The following is a 17,255-nucleotide window of genomic DNA, read 5'->3' on the forward strand; positions in this document are numbered from 1 at the left end:
CGGTTGCCCCGGCGGCCCGCTGCCCGGGCGGCCCGGTGCCAGGGCCCCGAAGTCGTCGGGGCCTCGACCAGCCCCATCACATGCAAAGGACGCCGCCGGGTCCGCCCACTGAGGGCGGCCGGGCGGCGTCCTTCATCGTGCTCCTGGTATCAGCCGTCGAGACGGGCGCCCAGGGCGTCCCTCTGCTCCTTGACCTCCGCGGGAACGTGGTCGCCAAGCTTCTCGAACCACTCATCGATTCCGGGAAGTTCTTCCTTCCACTCGTCGACGTTCACCGCGAGGGCGGCCTCGGTATCCTTCGGGTCGGCGTCCAACCCAGTCAGGTCCAAGTCCTCGACGTTCGGGACGATACCGACGGGGGTCTCCTTGCCACCGGCCGTGCCCTGCAGGCGTTCGACGATCCACTTGACCACGCGCGAGTTCTCGCCGAAACCGGGCCAGGCGAATCCACCGTCCGGGGTGCGGCGGAACCAGTTCACGTAGAAGATCTTCGGCATGTTCTCTTCGCCGTACTTCTTCGCGATGTCCACCCAATGCTGGAGGTAGTCCCCCGCGTTGTAACCGATGAACGGCAGCATGGCCATCGGGTCGCGACGCACGACGCCGACCTGGCCCTTCGCAGCTGCGGTGGTCTCGGAGGACAGCGTGGCCCCCTGGAAGACGCCGTGATTCCAGTCGAACGATTCGGACACGAGCGGGACCGTGGTCTTGCGGCGGCCGCCGAAGACGATCGCCGACAGCGGGACGCCGTCGGGGTCGCTGTACTCGGGCGCGACGATGTCGCACTGTTCGATCGGCGTGCAGAACCGCGAATTCGGGTGTGCCGCGGGACGACCGGAGTCCGGGGTCCAGTCCTGCCCCTTCCAGTCGATCAGGTGCTCAGGGACCTCATCGGTCATGCCTTCCCACCAAACACCGCCGTTGTCCGTCAGAGCCACGTTGGTGAAGATCGTGTTGCCCTTGGCGACGCCGCGCATCGCGTTGGGGTTGGTGGTCCACCCGGTTCCGGGTGCGACGCCGAACAGGCCGGCCTCGGGGTTGATCACCCGGGGCTTGCCTTCGTCGTCGAAGGTGATCCAGGAAATGTCGTCCCCGACCATTTCGGCCTTCCAGCCTTCGATGGTGGGTTCGATCATCGCGAAGTTGGTCTTGCCGCAGGCCGAGGGGAAGGCCGCACTGATGTAGTGGGTCTCGCCCTGGGGGTCGGTGACCTTCAGGATCAGCATGTGCTCCGCAAGCCAGCCCTCGTCGTGCGCGATGGCCGAGGCGATGCGCAAGGCGTAGCACTTCTTGCCGAGCAGGGCATTTCCGCCGTATCCCGATCCGAAGGACCAGATCGCGCGGTCCTCGGGGAACTGCACAATGTACTTGTCCGGGTTGCACGGCCAGGCGACGTCGTCCTGCCCCTCGTCCAGAGGCGCGCCCACGGAATGGAGGGCTTCCACGAAGAAGGCGTCCTTTTCCTCCATCGTGCGCAGAACGTCCTGCCCGATGGTCGCCATGATGCGCATCGAGCACACGACGTAGGCTGAGTCCGTCAGTTCGACGCCGAACTTCGGATCCTTGGCACCCAGGTGGCCCATGACGAAAGGGATCACGTACAACGTGCGTCCACGCATGCAACCCCGGTACTTCTCGGTCAGGGTCGCCTTCATCTCCTCCGGATCCACCCAGTTGTTGGTGGGCCCGGCGCCCTCTCGCGTGCTGGAGCAGATGAACGTGCGCTCCTCCACGCGGGCGACGTCCTCCGGATCGGAGAACGCGGCGAATGAGTTGGGAAATTCATCCTCATTGAGCCGGACGAAGGTCCCGGCGTCCACGAGCTCACTCGTGAGACGGTCCCATTCCTCCTGGGAGCCATCCACCCAATGGATGGTCTCCGGCTCAGTCAATGCAGCGACTTCGCGGACCCAGTCCAGCAACCGCTGGTGCTGAGTCGGTGCGCTCTTCAGGGCTTCTTCCACGGCTGGCTTCAGCTTGTCGCTGTTTCCGACGACGATGTCAGTCATTAATTGTTCCCCTCAACAGGTTTCGGCCCTCTCGGGCCATCACTCACGACATTGTGTGGGGGTGCTCGATGTCCGTTCGGACTCGTGCCCGCTGTGCGGTCCACGAATTCCAGCTCCGTCCCTTGTGACTAGACCAGGGTAGCGTAAACCGAACATAGTGTCCCGGGATTGTGGTGCGGCAGAGATCACAGAACCCCGAGTTGGCGTTCCGTAAACCCGCATGTAAGGTAGTACTCGGCCTTGAACGGTAATGCGTTTGTGGGCCGGGCGCCTGTAGCTCAACGGATAGAGCATCTGACTACGGATCAGAAGGTTGGGGGTTCGAATCCCTTCGGGCGCACATCAGCGGAAGCCCCGTCATCGGAAGGTGACGGGGCTTTTTCGTATCCACACGGGTTCGAGACAAGAATCGACACACAACCACCCTGATCCCCACCCTACGGGGGTGCCGGTTGGGCGGTTCCGCGAAGAACCATGGAAGCCATGAACACTTCGACGCTCACCGGTTTCGCTCTTCTCGTAGTCCTCATCGCATGGATCTGCCTCCGGCAGTTCCTCTGGTCTCCAGTCCGACCACAACGAAACATGAAAATTGGGATGGTTCTGGGAATCATCGCCGTGGCCAATCTCTGGCATTCTCCGATCCCGGTCAAGGGCGGAGACGTGGGAATCCTCGCCATCGAACTCGTCGCGGGCGCAGCCTGCGGGCTCTGGCAAGCCAAACTCGCGGAGGTCAGGCCCATCAGCGACAAGACCGTCGCGAGGCTCGAAGCCAGGGCCCGGAGAAAGGAAGAACCAGTCGCCGATCTGCCGGAGCAGGAGAGCCGCGCGGGCGTTCAGGGCCTGGTCATTTGGCTTCTGCTCCTCGGCCTGCGCGTTGGTCTCGGAATCTTCAGTTCGGCGCACGGTTACGACCTGATGAGTTCGATGTGGCCGACATACCTTGTCATTGCCGCCAACCGGATCGTCAACGGGGCCGTCTTCGCCCGACGTACAGTGGACAACCGTGTCACAGCTTGAAACCGGTTCGGGTCCGAAGGTTGCCCAGGCGCATGCCAGTCCCGCGAGGATCATCATCACGGGCGCGGTCTGCGCGCTCTGGACCTATGCGCTGGCCACACGACTGGTCCACGGGGATCATCCGGTCTTCGCCGCTCTTGGAATCTGTGCCCTGGCCTGCTGGTTCGCCCAGGCTTGTTTCACCCGCCCCGGAACCCGGTCCTTCCTGGCGCTGAACGTGGTGATGATCGCCGTCGGCGGTTTCAGCGGGCCAGGCACCGACGTCCTCGGAGCGATACCCGCGTTTGCCGGGCTGCTCAGACAGTCCCGTGACAGCACGATGTCGTTGCAGCGAATTCTCCTGACGCACGGGCTGGGAATCGTCGCCGTCGGTGCGGGGGTCGTCATCAGCGAAGCGGACCTGCCCACGAGTATCGGGTGTTTCGCCGGTTTCTTGTTGATCATCCCCTTCGGCCTTCTCAGGCGCCAGGCCGACGCAGTCGCCGTCGCGGAACGGGCCGCCCTCCACGACCGTCTGGCCGCGGCCCACGAACGGGCGCGGACGGCCGCCGCCGAGGAACGTACGGCCATAGCCCGCGATCTGCATGATGTCCTCGCCCACAGCTTGGGAGGGCTGACGATTCAACTGGATGCGCTGGCCGCCGAGATCGAAGCCGGGAAGAATACCGCTGCGCTGTCCCGGGCCAGGGATGCACGCGAGTTGGCCGGATCCGGATTGAAGGACGCCCGCCGTGCCGTGGCGGCCCTGAGGGCGCCCGCACCAGAATTCGACGCCGGAGCCGAGGAACTGATCCGGGCCCACCGAGAACTGGGCTTTGCCGCGGAGGCAGAGATCGAGGCAACGGACGCGATGTCCCCAGCATCCGCAGAAGTTCTCCTCAGTGGCCTGCGGGAGTTCTTGACCAATGCTCGTCGGCACGCACCGGACGAGTGCGCACACATCGGGTTGGCGCCTCTTCCGGACGGGTATCGTCTGACCGTGTGGACGCCTGCATCGGCGGGTGGACCGACCTCCTCGGTCGGTGGAGGCTTCGGGCTCCTGGGGATTCGGGAGCGAGCCGAGTCCATCGGAGGCGTTCTCCGCGTCGAGAAGAACACCGTATTCCTCGTGACTTTGGAGGTGCCCCAGTGATCACCGTTCTGGTGGTGGACGACCAAGCCATCGTCCGTGACGGCCTGACCGCAGTACTCTCCCTGACGGAAGGCATCGAGATCGCGGGCGAGGCCGAAAACGGCCGACAAGCGGTGGAGATGGTCGACCGACTCGGGCCGGACGTGGTCCTGATGGACCTCCGGATGCCGGAGATGGACGGAGCGGAGGCCACCGCGGCCCTTCGCACCTCACATCCCGACGTCGCGGTGCTCGTGCTGACCACATTCGACGACGACGACTCGATCGCCCGCGCCTTGGCCAGCGGCGCCCGCGGGTACCTGACCAAGGACGCCGGCCGAGAAGAAGTGGCTGCCGCAATCCGAACCGCCGCGACCGGGCAAGTCACGTTCACCCGGGACATCGGTGAGAAACTCGCCGGTTCCTTCTCCCCGCAGAGCATCTCTCCGCGGGACCGGTTCCCCACCCTGACCGCCCGAGAAGCCGAAGTCCTCACCCACATGGTGGCCGGCCGAAGCAACACCGAGATAGCTCAGCAACTCTTCCTGGCGGTGGGAACGGTCAAGTCGTACACCAATGACATTTTCACCAAGCTCGGCGCCCAGAACCGCGCCCATGCGATCGCGCTGGCCACGGGGCGGGCAAAGAACGAGGGCTAGATCGCCAGATCGAGCGGGAGGTCCGAGATATCCCGGAGTCTCCTTCCCTGGACCATCGTGTGAAGAAGTTCGGCACCGGCAGGGTCGGTCTCGGGGTCGATCGCATCCAATAATTCGTGCAGCGCGAAGTGATACACGCAGTCGAGATCTCCCGTACCGAGGGCAACCGACGCAATGCGGGAGGGCATCGGCTCCCCCGTGACCAGCACCAGGTGAGGGACCCTGCCCCGCCGGTTCCGGATCAGGTGCCGTGCTTCCGCCTTGATCTGCTCGGCACGGTCGCTGCGCAGCGTCCACTTGCACGAGACCACGGCGTGCAACAGCGGTTTGGACTGGACGGCCGCCCGGAGAGGGGTCGAGGCCGCCAACGGCCCCATCGGATCGACCAGTCGGGCCGAACCGTTGAGTTCCGAGTCAGGGACGGGATGACGCGCGATGACGACGTCGGGGGCCATGATCTCGGTGTCGTGCCCAAGAAGGGCACGCAGGTCTCGACGGCCGAGAATAGCCTCCCGCATCCCCGAGACATGGTCGTATTGCTCGAAAATCTCGGATGCGTCCTCGATGGCCGTCCATTCCTCCCGGTCCCCCAGGCGCCGAACGACCCAGTCGCCCGGCCTCACGGCGTCGAGGGCCTGCGTGACCGACTTGAGGTACGCGGCGACTGCCCGTTCGAAATTCCTGCTGACGCCCTTGCCGGGCGCGCGGGAGGTTTCAGGAACGCCACCGATGCCCTGGGCCACGCAGCGTGCGTAGCGAATGCTCGAGGCGGAGTCCTTGTCCGCGTTGGAAGGGACACCACTGCCCGGGTTCAGGACCAGGACGCGTTCGTCCAACAGGGCGCGGTGGAATACGCGACGCGCACGGTCCAGCAGGTACTCGGGCTTGGACCTGTGGAAGGCCGCGACTTCGGCGCGGGTCATCTCCGCCTTGGCCTCGTCAAGATTCGGCGGCTCCGGAGCAACCGGCGCACTCTGCGGGGACGGCGTCCGGGCTTCCGACGTCGGCGCCTGCTCCGCACCCGAGGTCCCGGATCTGCCCTCCGCGCTCCCCTGATTCGCTGTGCCGGGGGCCGTGCTGGTCTTCCGGCCCGCCGCGCGATCCGCACCACTCCGAGCCCGTACCGACCCCGACCCGTGGGAGGTCTTTCCCGACTCCTCGAATTCGGCGAGGTCGAGCGAGAACAGGAACTGCTCTTCCGGTTGGTCGTGCGGATGCTTCGGACTCATGCGGCCTCCTGGAGATAGGATCAGTCGCCAGATTACTGGACATGTCGCGCCGACAGAGCGCGGTATGTTTCCGGTCACTCCTTGTGAAGGGACGGTTACTCCTTCCGCTGGAGCCGACCTACACTGTCCCGAGAGAAGAATTCGTCCAGCTTGGAGAGCAATGAGCATCAACATCACCGTGGTCGATGAGTCGGGAGAGGCCCAGGAGGTGGAGTGGAAGGACAACCAGACCCTTCTGGAATGCCTTCACAAGAACCAGTACCCCGTGCTGGCCACCTGCGGGGGCAACGCCTCCTGCGCGACCTGCCACACTTTCATGGATCCGGAGCATTTCGAGACCGGGGGCGACGAACGCACCGAGGCCGAGGAAGACCTGCTCGAGATGATTGATGACGTCGCCAACGACTACTCGCGCCTGGCGTGCCAGACCGAGTACAACGAAGGGCTCGACGGCGCGACAGTAACTCTCAAACCCGGAATGTAAGGGGCGCCGGCGTCACGGTCGAACGGAGCGGACCCGCATGGATGCAATGTGGTGGAACCGCTCTGAGAATGCGCCTACCCTGAAATCATGGTCCATGACACCAACCGACGCTGGAGAACGTCTCTCGCGGGAGCCGGTCTGCTAGTCCTGCTCCTGGGGACGAGTGCGTGCTCCTCGGGCGGGACACACGGCTCAGACGGGCCGTCCTCCTCCGCCGCCCCGTCCGCTTCGAGCTCGGCCTCCGCGTCGTCGTCCGCGCCTGCGGGGCCTTCGGAGCGTCCCGGCCCCAGCCCGACGACGCCGGCCCCGACGCCCTCGGTGGTCGAAGAATCCCCGACCCCGGAGCCATCCGGAACGGTATCGAGCGCACCGGCGGAGGGTCAGCCCGGTGCATCGGAGCCGAGCGACCAGCCGCCCTCGACGGATCCCGCTTCACCGGACCCGTCGTCTCCTCAAGGAGCCAAGGGCTCAACCTGTGGAGACGGGGCGCTGAAAGTAGCCATCGAGGAATCCGGCAACGCGGCCGGATCGACGGACTACAACCTCACCTTCACGAACTCCGGCTCCGATTCGTGCAAGCTCTCCGGCTACCCCACCGTCAATTTCCTCGACGGTTCGGGGCAGGTCATCGGGCCTCCTGCGATGCAGGCAACGGAACTGGCCGGGAACGGAGCGACGCTGGAACCGGGCGGTTCGACGTCGGCGGTCCTCCGGAGCACGCAACCGGGTCTCTACGGAGAAACCTGCCAGAAGACCAGCGCCTCCGGTCTTCGCATTGCCGCACCGGGAAGCGGACAGGTTCTGGATGTCAGCTTCCCGATGTCGGCGTGCGCGAATCAGTCTGTTCAGCAACTGTCCGTGAGCAAGGTCGGCGTCCAGCGCTGATGGCCCTCGGGGCTCAGAGCGTGGTCGTGGATTCCTCGTAGGCGTAACGCGGGGAACGGTCATAGGCCGGATCCACGCCCTTGCCGATGTTGACGACGACCAGCGAGTTCAAGTCAGTACCCGCAAGCAGGTCCTCGTCCACGCCCGCGGGATCGAAACCGGTCATCGGGCCGGCCGCGAGGCCCAGGGCCCGAACGGCCATCACGAAGTAACCGACCTGGATGAAGGCGTTGTCCCGTCCCGTCGAGGCAGCAAGCTCGGGGTTGTCCAGGTACATCTGGCCCATCTGCGGGCGAGCCGGCAGGAACTTGTCGAATTTGTGGTGCCACTTCGTGTCCACGGCCAGCACGGCGACCAGGGGCGCACCGGAGGTCTTGGGCTGGTTTCCGGTCATCATGTGCGAGACCAGGCGGTCGCGGTTCTCCCCCTTCTCGACCCACACGACGTGGAGAGGCTGCGAATTGAAGGCCGTCGGCCCCATTTTCGCCAGCTCGTAAATGGCGCGCTTCTGGTCCTCGGTGACCTCGACGTCCTCGAATTCGCTGACCGTGCGGGTGTTGAAGAGCAGGTGCAGATCCTCGTCGGTCAGTTGGGCCTGGGTAACAGTATCGATCATTCGAATTCCTTCATCTGAGGGGTACGTCCGGACCGGACGCGCATTGCTTTACGGGTAAACGGATGGCGCGCTCAGCCTATTCCGCCGATGTCCCGGCGTGACTCAAATGTGATGCACGACTCCCGCGGGCGACGTCGGCTTCCGGAGACAAGAGACACGAAACCTCAGAGGAACCAGAGGCACAATGGGAGATATGCCATCGGCTCTCGAACGATTCAGTCCAGCAACCCGTGAATGGTTCACGGGTGCCTTCAGGCAGCCCACCTCGGCTCAGGACGGCGCCTGGGACGCGATTGCCCAGGGGCGTCACGCCCTCGTCGTGGCACCGACCGGATCCGGCAAGACCCTCGCCGCTTTCCTCTGGGCCCTCGACAGGCTCATGCACACCAACGGCAGCCAGAGCGCGCCGACGCAGCGAACCGATTCGTCCGCGGATCACGAATCCTCGGAGGACACACCGGACTCGGGCACTCAGCGAGCGAAGTCCCGCCGCAAGAAGGCCACCAACCGCACCAAGGTGCTCTACATATCCCCGCTCAAAGCCTTGGGCGTGGACGTCGAGAGAAACCTCCGGTCTCCCCTGGTCGGAATCGCCCAGACCGCCAGGTACCAAGGGACCGAGCCCAATGAGGTCTCGGTCGGGATCCGTTCGGGAGACACTCCGGCGAAGGAAAGACGGCAACTGCTCACCGACCCGCCGGACATCCTCATCACGACGCCGGAATCCCTGTACCTGATGCTGACCTCCAAGGCGCGGTCGAGCCTGTCCCAGGTCGACACCGTGATCGTGGACGAGGTGCATGCGGTCGCGGGGACCAAACGCGGCGCCCACCTGGCGGTCTCCCTCGAGCGCCTGGACCGCATCCTGCCCCGACCGGCTCAACGCATCGGGCTCTCGGCCACGGTCGAACCCGTGGAGACGGTCGCACGGTTCCTGGGCGGCACCTCCCCCGTGAGCGTTGTCCGACCCGAAGCGGTCAAGAACTGGGACCTGTCCGTCTCGGTGCCGGTCCCCGACATGTCCAACCTGACGACGCCGGTGCCCCGGACCGATCTGCCGGAACAGCGTTCGGGCGTCAGCGCAGGATCGGCATCCTCCGGCACGGCGACTCTTGAGGACGCTCTGGGGCTGGACCTCGAATCTCCCCTGACACGGAACGAAGGACCAGAAGAGGGCGAGCGTTCGACGTCCAGGCCCCTCCCTCCCGAGCCGCCTCACACCGTCGTCGCGTCCATCTGGCCGCATGTCGAGGAACGAATGGTCGACCTGATCGAGGCCAATCGGTCCACCATCGTCTTCGCCAATTCCCGCGGGCTCGCGGAAAGGCTGACGTCGCGACTCAATGAAGTCCACGCGTTCCGGGAAGAGCAACGAGGCAACGTACCTTCCGGGACCCCGGGGCGGAACTCGCAGAGGGGCCCGGGGAACGGCCCGGAACCCGGCGTCCTTCCCGACGGCAACGAGGTCCCCTACGCGCCGGCCGCGGTGAACCACCTGACCTCGGGCACGGCGCCGGCCGAACTTGCGCGGGCCCATCACGGGTCGGTGTCCAAGGACCAACGGGCCATGATCGAAGACGCCTTGAAATCGGGCAGTCTCCGCTGCGTCGTCGCCACGAGCTCCCTGGAGCTGGGAATCGACATGGGTGCCGTGGACCTCGTGATCCAAGTCGAGTCCCCGCCGAGCGTCGCCAGCGGCCTCCAGCGCGTGGGTCGCGCCGGGCACCAGGTCGGCGAGGTCTCGCGCGCCGTGCTGTACCCGAAGCATCGAGGCGATCTCCTCTCATCCGCCGTCACCGTGGAACGGATGCGTTCCGGCGCCATCGAACCGTTGCACATTCCTGCCAATCCTCTGGACGTCCTCGCCCAACAGACGGTCGCCGCATGCGCCCTCGGACCGATCGACGTCGAGGCGTGGTTCGACGCCGTACGACACACGGCACCGTTCGCTGCGCTGCCGCGGTCCGCGTTCGACGCCGTCCTCGACCTCCTCGCCGGAAAGTACCCCTCCGACGAATTTGCCGAGTTGCGCCCTAGACTCGTCTGGGATCGGGACGCGGGAACCCTTGAGCCCCGCCCCGGCGCCCAACGCGTCGCCGTCACGTCGGGAGGCACGATCCCGGATCGCGGTTTGTACCCGGTGTACATTGTCGGCTCCGACGAGCAGACCCGCGGCCCGAAACGCGTCGGCGAGCTCGATGAGGAGATGGTCTACGAATCTCGCTCCGGCGACGTCATCGCACTGGGTGCCACGAGCTGGCGCATCGAGGACATCACCCACGACCGCGTGAACGTGACTCCCGCACCGGGCCAGGTCGGCAAGCTTCCCTTCTGGCACGGCGACGGTCCGGGGCGACCCGTGGACCTGGGCGAAGCGACTGGACGATTCACCCGCGAGTTGGCGGCGGTGCTGTCCGAGGGCGACGAGGGCGCGGCTGCGGCCCGCGAGCGACTGGCCGACGCCGGGCTGGACGACTGGGCGGTCGACAACCTGTGCGCCTACGTGGACGAACAACGCGTGGCCACCGGTCAGGTACCCAGCGAGAAGACCGTCGTCGTCGAACGCTTCCGCGACGAACTCGGCGACTGGAGGGTCATCCTGCACTCGCCCTACGGGATGCCGGTGCACGCCCCGTGGGCCCTGGCCGTGGGAGCGCGCATCGACGAGCTCTACGGTCTGGACGGCTCCGCCATGGCGGCGGACGACGGCATTGTTCTGCGCATACCGGCCATGGAAGAGAATCCTCCCGGTGCCGACCTGTTCATGTTCGAGCCGGACGAGATCGAAGCTGTCGTGACCGAACAGGTCGGCTCCTCTGCGCTCTTCGCTTCGCGTTTCAGGGAGTGCTCCGCGCGTGCCCTGCTCCTGCCGCGTCGTGACCCGGGCAAACGGACACCGCTGTGGCAACAGCGCCAGCGTTCGGCCCAGTTGCTCGACGTCGCACGGAAGCACCCGAATTTCCCGATCATCCTGGAGACCGTGCGCGAATGCCTCCAGGATGTCTACGACCTTCCGGCCCTGCGGCGCATCCACGAGAGCATCGAGTCCCGGCGCATCACGGTGCGCGAGCTCGAGACGCCCGAGCCGTCCCCGTTCGCGAAGACTTTGCTCTTCGGATACGTCGGACAATTCCTCTACAACACCGATTCTCCCCTTGCCGAACGCAAGGCCGCGGCGTTGTCTCTCGATCCGGCTCTCCTGTCCGAGCTGCTCGGGAAAGACGAACTGCGGGAGCTGCTGGACCCGGATGTCATTCGCGAGACCGAGGCGCAGTTGCAGCGCCTGGCCGAGGGCCGACAGTTGCACGGCGTCGAGGGTCTCGCGGATCTCTTGCGGATTCTGGGGCCGCTGACCACGCACGACGCCGCCGTCCGCCTCGAGGACGGAGAGGACGCGAGCGCGTTCTCCCAGCAACTGGTGGATGCGAACCGGGCTTTCATCACCAGGATTTCGGGTGAGGAACGGGTCGCCGCGGTCGAGGACGCCGCCCGCTTGCGCGATGGTCTGGGCACCCCGCTGCCCATGGGGGTGCCTCACGCCTTCATCGAGCCCGTGGACGACCCCCTGGGTGACCTCGTCTCCCGCTTCGCTCGAACTCACGGCCCGTTCACGGCCGTCCGGGCCGCCGAGGCTCTGGGCTTGGGGACGGCCGTCGTCGAGACGATCCTGAACCGTCTGGCCGTGGACCGTCGCGTGGTTCAGGGGCGCTTCCTGCCCCCGGAGCTGACTCGCGGGCAGGCCGGCGGGGAGCAGGACGGCGGGGAGCAGGCCGGCGGGGAGCAGGCCGGCGGGGAGCAGGCCGTGGAATGGTGCGACGCGGGGGTGCTCCGCACGATCCGGCGTCGTTCCTTGGCCAAGCTGAGGTCCCAGATCGAACCGGTCGACGGCGCGACCTACGCTCGGTTCCTTCCCGCCTGGCAGCACGTCAGGGCGGACGGGGCGGCCGACGACCCGCGCGTGGACGATTCCGACGGTTTGCTCACCGTCGTCGACCAGCTCGCGGGCTTCCCCGTACCGGCCTCGGCGCTCGAGACCCTGGTGCTGCCCGCCCGTATCCGGGGATACCAGCCCCGCATGCTGGACGAGGCGATGTCCCGCGGAGACGTCCTGTGGACCGGTTCGGGCACGATTCCGGGGCAGGACGGGTGGGTGAGCCTGCATCTGGCCGAATCGGCAGACCTGACCGTGCCCCCGGAACCGCCGCAACGATTGGAGGATCTGAGCGACGACGCCCGGAAAGTATTCGATGCGATGGGTGAGGGCGCGGATTTCCTTCCCCGTATCGCGGCGCGGGCCGGTCTGGCTCTCGGCACTGCGGGCGACGCACTGTGGGACCTGGTGTGGGCCGGGCTGGTCACCAATGACACGGCCGGCCCGCTCCGTGCGTTCCTGGACGGAGGCAAATCCGCCCATGCTCGACCCAAGGCACCGGGCAGGTCCCGATCGAGGGGCCGTCGAGGCGCCGGACGAATCGCCACCGCACGCCTTGGCCGACGCCCCATGGGGTCCGGTGCGGACCCGTCGTCGTCCACCGGGTTGGAGCCCTCGCCGGGTGGACTGGGTGATTCGCCCGCGGGGATGTCGGGGCTGAGTCCCCAACGCGAACGTGAGCTGAGCGGCCGGTGGTCGAGGGTGAGTGCGTTCCTCGACGACGACCCCCTGGACGTGACCGTGCGCGCCGTCGCGATGGCTCAGCTCATGCTGGACCGTTACGGGGTGCTGACCAGGGGCGGCGTTGCCCAGGAGGAGACTCCGGGCGGCTTCGCGGCGGTCTACCAGATCCTGACCGCGCAGGAGGACCAGGGAGAAGCCCGGCGCGGATATTTCATCGAGGGTCTTGGAGGGGCCCAGTTCTCCGCTCCCTCGACCGTGGACATCCTCAGGTCCTCGACGATCGACGACCAGCTCAGGGAATCGACATCGGAACCGCGCTCCCCCGAATCGGTGATCCTGGCCGCGAGCGATCCCGCGAATGCCTACGGTGCCGCACTGCCATGGCCCGACGCCGTTCCCCCGGCGCGACTGCTCGGTCGCACGTCCGATGGACAGGACGACGAGTCCCGCATGGCCAGGCCCGGCAGGAAGGCCGGGTCCCTGGTGGTGTTGGTGGATGGTGCCCCGGTGCTGTACATCGAACGGGGCGGAAAAACGATGTTGGCCTTTTCCACGGACGAAACCGCCCTGGACCTCGCGGGCCCCGCCGTCGCCTCTGCCGTGCGGATCGGGGCCGTGGACAAGCTCGTGGTCGAGAAAGTCAACGGCCTGTCGATTCTCGAGCGCGGGACCACGAGCGACGACGGCGAGCGCGCCCCCATCGCCGTGCTCCGCGACAGCTTGGTCGCGGCGGGCTTCTACACGACACCGCGCGGCATCCGGATGCGGCGGTAGGTGGGGACGTCCGGGCGCCCGACGGCCTCGAGGTGGCAGTTTTGTGCGGGCGCCGGCTCGAGGTGGCAATCTCGTGCGGTCCACGACCCGAGGTGGCAATCTCGTGCGTTTTTGGCAGCCAAAACCGCTCAAAACTGCCACTTCGCGCGGAATTCTGCACGCGATTGCCACGTCGCGCGATGGCACACGCTCACGGGCTATTTTTCGTAGAGTCGCGTCCCAAAGCCCCAAGCCGTACTCGCCTCAGTGCCCAGATCGCGACTGCACCCAGGGTCAGGGCATGACGTCTCCGCTGTTGGGGCCGAGGGTCTGGCCCGTGTAGAGGTCTCCGCCAGGAGATGAAGTCAGTAATACCGCTGTGGGGGCTATCTCCTCGGGCTCTCCGAATCGCCCCAGGGGTAACTCGGCCTGTTTGTCTCGCTTCCATTCGTCGCTCAGGCTCTCCACCAACGTGGTATTCACCGGTCCTGGGGCAATCGCGTTGACGAGGATGTTCTTCGGCGCCAATTCCAACGCAAGCGCTTTTGTCATCCCTATGACTCCCGCCTTGGCTGCGACGTAATGCACCAGACCGGCGCCGCCCTTGATCCCAAGCTGCGAGGAGACGTTGATGATTCGTCCGCCGTTCATTTCCAAATAAGGAAGGGCGATCCGAGCGGCGAGAAAGACCCCTTTGAGGTCAATATCTATGGTGCGCTGGAAAGTGGCCTCAGACATTTCCTCGAACGGTGTCTCATCGAGAATGCCGGCCGCCGAGACCAAAACGTCAATACCGCCCATGGCCTCGACCGCTGCTTGTACGGCACCGTTCAGTGAATCCGCGTCTGTGACGTCTGCCGGAAACCCGTGGACCGTGTGCGAGGCTCCTATATCGCGAACGACTCGATCCACCGCGCCTTCGTCTTTGTCCAGGAGGCTGACCTCCGCGCCCTCCCGATTGAAGGCTTTCGCGATGGCAGCGCCGATTCCGTTCGCTCCTCCGGTGACGATGGCCCTGCGCCCCAGCAATACAGTCATTTTTTGTCCTCTGATCTCGTCCTCGAGTGCAGTAAACGTCTAATCAGCTGGGCCAACGAATCGTGAGCCCTCCGTCGACGACCAATTCCTGCCCGGTGATATATGCAGAATCCGCGCTGGTGAGGAATCGAATGGTTCTGGCCGCTTCATCGACCGTGCCCACTCTCCCCCAGGGGATGAGGCGGCCTGCCGCTTCCAAGCCCGCCATGCCGAGAGAATTTTCTCCGTCCAGGGACTGGGGGCTTTCAATCAGCCCGGGGACAACGGCATTCACGCGGATACCCCGCGGGGCCAATTCGACGGCGAGGGAACGGCACAGGCCGAGGACCCCCGACTTTGCGGCGGCATAATGCGCGTGGTCTTCCCAGCCGTAAACACCGCCGGCAATGGACGACGTCGCCACCATGGCTCCTCCGTTGCTCATTCGGTCGGCGGCCGACCGAAAGACGCGGTGGACGCCGTTGAGATCGACGTCGAGCATGTCAGTCCATGCCTGATCGGTCATATCGGTGAGACTGTTGCGACGAAGGATCCCAGCGGCGGCAACCACGATGTCCAGACGCCCGAACTCATCGACGGCGGCCTGCGCCAAGGCTTCACAATCGTCAGTGCTTCTGACGTCCGCAGGCAACGCGACGCATCGCGCTCCCTCCGACTCAACCCCGTCAACGGTCCGTTGAACGTCGTGGTCATCCCCCGGGAAATAGCTGACGACACTGTGAGCGCCCGCTCGGGCATACGCGAGGGCCAGCGCCTGTCCGATGCCGCTCGCTCCGCCAGTAATCAGCGCCACCTTGCCATTCAACTCGTCATCTCGCTGCATCAGGCCTCCTACTTGCTTCGCGGGCTTCGCCGCGCGAAGTCCTGGGCGACATCTTTCATATATGCGAACTCGACACCATCGTGGGACGCCATATGGTCGAAAAGCCGCTCGAGCATCAATAGGTTCTGGGGCCGCCCCGAGACATCCGGATGGATCGTGATGGGAAAGACGGCGTAATCCATTTCGCGATAGACCCAGTCGAATTGGTCGCGCCACAGGTCCTCGATGTCCCTCGGCGACACAAATCCGTGGGAGGTCTGGGAGGACTTGATGAACATCATGGGAGGTAGATCGTCCAGGTACCAGGAAGCTGGAATCTCGATCAGATCGGTTTCTTCACCACGGACCAGGGGCTTCATCCATTCGTGGGCTGATTCGGCCTGGTAATCGATGGACGTCCAGGTGTCGCCGACTCGGACGTAATACGGCGTATGGTCGCGGTGCATGAGCGAGTGGTCATAGAGGAAGCCTCGCTCAGCCAGCAGTTCATTGGTCACGGTGGAAAATTCCCACCATGGAGCAACGTATCCCACTGGCTTGGTGCCCGAGCGGGTCGTGATCAAGTCCGTGCAATAGTCGAGAATTTCCTCTTCCTGGGCTCTGGTCATTTCCAAGGGATTCTCGTGAGAGTACCCGTGAACACCAATTTCGTGCCCCGCGGCGACGACGTCCTCGAATTCTCGCGGGAAGGTCTCGATGGAATGTCCAGGCCAGAACCAGGTCACCGGCATGTCTCGACGTTGCGCGAGTTGAAGCAATCGCGGGACTGCCACTTCACCCGCGAACATTCCGCGAGAGATGTCGCCAGGTGAGTCCTCCCCACCGTAGGACCCGAGCCAGCCGCCGACGGCGTCGACGTCGATTCCGACGGACACATAGATTTTCTTTGACATGGTTGCTCCTCTTGCTCAAGGGTCGGTTTACTGTCGTGCCGGCGTTCGGTCAGAGCCGCCGGGTGAATTCGTGGGTGAACTCTCTGCCGCGGAAGCCGTGCGAAATCAGGAGTGCTGTCAAAATGCGTGCTTGGTAGGGACCGAGGGTTCCGGCGGGCACCGCCCCGGCCCGCTCAAGGTCGACTCCACCCCCATTCCCGTACAAGGGGCGGATCGGTCCGAAGGGCACGCGCGAAGCGAGGATGACGGGCACCCCAGCGGCTACGGCACGGCGAACGACGTCACAGTACCCTGGGCCCGCGTTGCCGCTACCCGTCCCCAAAAGCACGACCCCATGCGCGCCCGCATCGATGCACCAGTCCATCAGCGACGGGTCGGAACCGGGAAAGACGGGGATGATTTCGACTCTGACGGAGTCAAAGTTTTCGTCGGGTTGCGGGAGAATCGGCCGACGCGCCGGCGCGGCCTCGGCGTACACATTTCGACCGAAGATTTCGGCCAAGACCGTGCATCCAGTGAATGCATTGCTGGCCAGTGTGTGGGACTTGAACACGCCGCGGGAGGAATGAATGCGGCCGTTGAAACAGACCACGGAGCCCCACCCGCGGGTCACCGATGCGGAGGCTGCCCGTATGGCGTCGTGGAGATTGCGTGGGCCGTCAGCGTCAGGCTCGTCCGGGGTTCGTTGGGCTCCGGTGAAGACGACGGGAGCCGGTCCTTGCCGGACCAGTTCGGCGAGGAAGGCTGATTCCTCGAGGGTGTCGGTGCCGTGGGTAACGACGATTCCATCGAGCCGTGGGTCTGCCGCCTCTGCCTCGATGGACGCCACGACCTTCCTCAGATCTGACAGTCCCAGACGGTAGCTGCCGGTCATCATGACGTCGCGGGTCCTGACTTCGACGTCGTCCAGAGCACCCGTCATTAGATCGTCGACAGAGGACGAGGCTACGGCTCCCCCGGACTCCTGACCATGCGAGGCAATGGTGCCTCCGGTCCCAAGGACCTGCACGAGTGGCATTCACACCTCCGGCGATCGTGAGCATCGGAAACAATCGATTGACGCAATCGATTGTGTGCCGTGTGTGAGAATCAGATTATCGTCGCCAAAATGTGCCGTGCA

At 65.2% G+C, this 17,255-nt stretch carries 13 protein-coding genes and 1 tRNA gene; 7 read left to right on the forward strand and 7 right to left on the reverse strand.

Annotation, left to right across the window (positions count from 1 at the left end):
- Positions 1 to 149: 149 nt before the first annotated feature.
- Entirely contained in the window at positions 150 to 2,009 is a 1,860-nt protein-coding gene (locus EWU68_RS05555) for a phosphoenolpyruvate carboxykinase (GTP) (protein ID WP_129315129.1), read from the reverse strand.
- Between the two features lie 267 nt (positions 2,010 to 2,276).
- On the opposite strand from EWU68_RS05555, the gene EWU68_RS05560 reads away from it, so the two are divergent.
- The 4 genes from EWU68_RS05560 (at position 2,277) to EWU68_RS05575 (ending at position 4,799) form a co-directional block, all read left to right on the forward strand.
- Positions 2,277 to 2,349, forward strand: a tRNA-Arg gene (locus EWU68_RS05560).
- A gap of 143 nt (positions 2,350 to 2,492) precedes the next feature.
- Positions 2,493 to 3,029, forward strand: coding sequence for a hypothetical protein (locus EWU68_RS05565; RefSeq protein WP_129315130.1), 537 nt, complete (start codon positions 2,493 to 2,495; stop codon positions 3,027 to 3,029).
- On the forward strand, positions 3,016 to 4,161 hold the full coding sequence (locus EWU68_RS05570; protein WP_129315131.1) for a sensor histidine kinase: 1,146 nt from the start codon (positions 3,016 to 3,018) through the stop codon (positions 4,159 to 4,161). The genes EWU68_RS05565 and EWU68_RS05570 overlap by 14 nt, the downstream gene beginning before the upstream one ends.
- Positions 4,158 to 4,799, forward strand: a complete 642-nt coding sequence (locus EWU68_RS05575) for a response regulator transcription factor (protein WP_129315132.1) — start codon at positions 4,158 to 4,160, stop codon at positions 4,797 to 4,799. Before EWU68_RS05570 ends, EWU68_RS05575 begins: the two co-directional genes overlap by 4 nt.
- On the opposite strand, the gene EWU68_RS05580 is transcribed toward EWU68_RS05575, so the two are convergent.
- Positions 4,796 to 6,028, reverse strand: coding sequence for an NgoMIV family type II restriction endonuclease (locus EWU68_RS05580; protein ID WP_162421378.1), 1,233 nt, complete (start codon positions 6,026 to 6,028; stop codon positions 4,796 to 4,798). The two genes, EWU68_RS05575 and EWU68_RS05580, sit on opposite strands and share 4 nt — an antisense overlap.
- A gap of 160 nt (positions 6,029 to 6,188) precedes the next feature.
- Between EWU68_RS05580 and EWU68_RS05585 the strand changes: the two genes are divergently transcribed.
- The gene (locus EWU68_RS05585) at positions 6,189 to 6,512 is read left to right on the forward strand and encodes a 2Fe-2S iron-sulfur cluster-binding protein (protein ID WP_129315134.1); all 324 of its coding nucleotides are present in this window, start codon (positions 6,189 to 6,191) and stop codon (positions 6,510 to 6,512) included.
- 87 nt (positions 6,513 to 6,599) lie between these two features.
- Positions 6,600 to 7,397: a DUF4232 domain-containing protein gene (locus tag EWU68_RS05590; RefSeq protein WP_156265369.1), complete on the forward strand. Its 798-nt coding sequence runs from the start codon at positions 6,600 to 6,602 to the stop codon at positions 7,395 to 7,397.
- 13 nt (positions 7,398 to 7,410) lie between these two features.
- Here the strand turns inward: EWU68_RS05590 and EWU68_RS05595 are convergent, their stop codons facing one another.
- Positions 7,411 to 8,013 (reverse strand): malonic semialdehyde reductase, encoded by a 603-nt coding sequence (locus EWU68_RS05595; RefSeq protein WP_129315136.1) that lies wholly within the window; start codon positions 8,011 to 8,013, stop codon positions 7,411 to 7,413.
- Between the two features lie 184 nt (positions 8,014 to 8,197).
- Between EWU68_RS05595 and EWU68_RS05600 the strand changes: the two genes are divergently transcribed.
- A complete protein-coding gene (locus EWU68_RS05600) occupies positions 8,198 to 13,402 on the forward strand; it encodes an Lhr family ATP-dependent helicase (protein ID WP_129315137.1) in 5,205 nt (1,734 codons plus the stop codon).
- Positions 13,403 to 13,675: 273 nt separating this feature from the next.
- On the opposite strand, the gene EWU68_RS05605 is transcribed toward EWU68_RS05600, so the two are convergent.
- Genes EWU68_RS05605 through EWU68_RS05620 form a run of 4 tightly spaced genes read right to left on the reverse strand, consistent with a single transcriptional unit; the run spans position 13,676 to position 17,153 of the window.
- Complete coding sequence (locus EWU68_RS05605) at positions 13,676 to 14,419, reverse strand: SDR family NAD(P)-dependent oxidoreductase (protein WP_129315138.1); 744 nt, start codon at positions 14,417 to 14,419, stop codon at positions 13,676 to 13,678.
- 43 nt (positions 14,420 to 14,462) lie between these two features.
- Complete coding sequence (locus EWU68_RS05610; RefSeq protein ID WP_129315139.1) at positions 14,463 to 15,242, reverse strand: SDR family NAD(P)-dependent oxidoreductase; 780 nt, start codon at positions 15,240 to 15,242, stop codon at positions 14,463 to 14,465.
- An 8-nt stretch (positions 15,243 to 15,250) separates the two neighbouring features.
- The gene (locus EWU68_RS05615) at positions 15,251 to 16,135 is read right to left on the reverse strand and encodes a polysaccharide deacetylase family protein (protein ID WP_129315140.1); all 885 of its coding nucleotides are present in this window, start codon (positions 16,133 to 16,135) and stop codon (positions 15,251 to 15,253) included.
- Between the two features lie 49 nt (positions 16,136 to 16,184).
- Entirely contained in the window at positions 16,185 to 17,153 is a 969-nt protein-coding gene (locus EWU68_RS05620) for an asparaginase (protein ID WP_129315141.1), read from the reverse strand.
- Positions 17,154 to 17,255: the final 102 nt, after the last annotated feature.

Origin of the sequence: Rothia koreensis, assembly GCF_004136575.1 — a bacterium.
GTDB classification, from domain to species: domain Bacteria; phylum Actinomycetota; class Actinomycetes; order Actinomycetales; family Micrococcaceae; genus Rothia; species Rothia koreensis.

Coding starts and splice junctions, on each gene's coding strand:
- EWU68_RS05555 (WP_129315129.1), bottom strand. CDS start 2,009: ATGACTGACATCGTCGTCGGAAACAGCGACAAGCTGAAGCCAGCCGTG.
- EWU68_RS05565 (WP_129315130.1), top strand. CDS start 2,493: ATGAACACTTCGACGCTCACCGGTTTCGCTCTTCTCGTAGTCCTCATC.
- EWU68_RS05580 (WP_162421378.1), bottom strand. CDS start 6,028: ATGAGTCCGAAGCATCCGCACGACCAACCGGAAGAGCAGTTCCTGTTC.
- EWU68_RS05585 (WP_129315134.1), top strand. CDS start 6,189: ATGAGCATCAACATCACCGTGGTCGATGAGTCGGGAGAGGCCCAGGAG.
- EWU68_RS05590 (WP_156265369.1), top strand. CDS start 6,600: ATGGTCCATGACACCAACCGACGCTGGAGAACGTCTCTCGCGGGAGCC.
- EWU68_RS05595 (WP_129315136.1), bottom strand. CDS start 8,013: ATGATCGATACTGTTACCCAGGCCCAACTGACCGACGAGGATCTGCAC.
- EWU68_RS05600 (WP_129315137.1), top strand. CDS start 8,198: ATGGGAGATATGCCATCGGCTCTCGAACGATTCAGTCCAGCAACCCGT.
- EWU68_RS05605 (WP_129315138.1), bottom strand. CDS start 14,419: ATGACTGTATTGCTGGGGCGCAGGGCCATCGTCACCGGAGGAGCGAAC.
- EWU68_RS05610 (WP_129315139.1), bottom strand. CDS start 15,242: ATGCAGCGAGATGACGAGTTGAATGGCAAGGTGGCGCTGATTACTGGC.
- EWU68_RS05615 (WP_129315140.1), bottom strand. CDS start 16,135: ATGTCAAAGAAAATCTATGTGTCCGTCGGAATCGACGTCGACGCCGTC.
- EWU68_RS05620 (WP_129315141.1), bottom strand. CDS start 17,153: ATGCCACTCGTGCAGGTCCTTGGGACCGGAGGCACCATTGCCTCGCAT.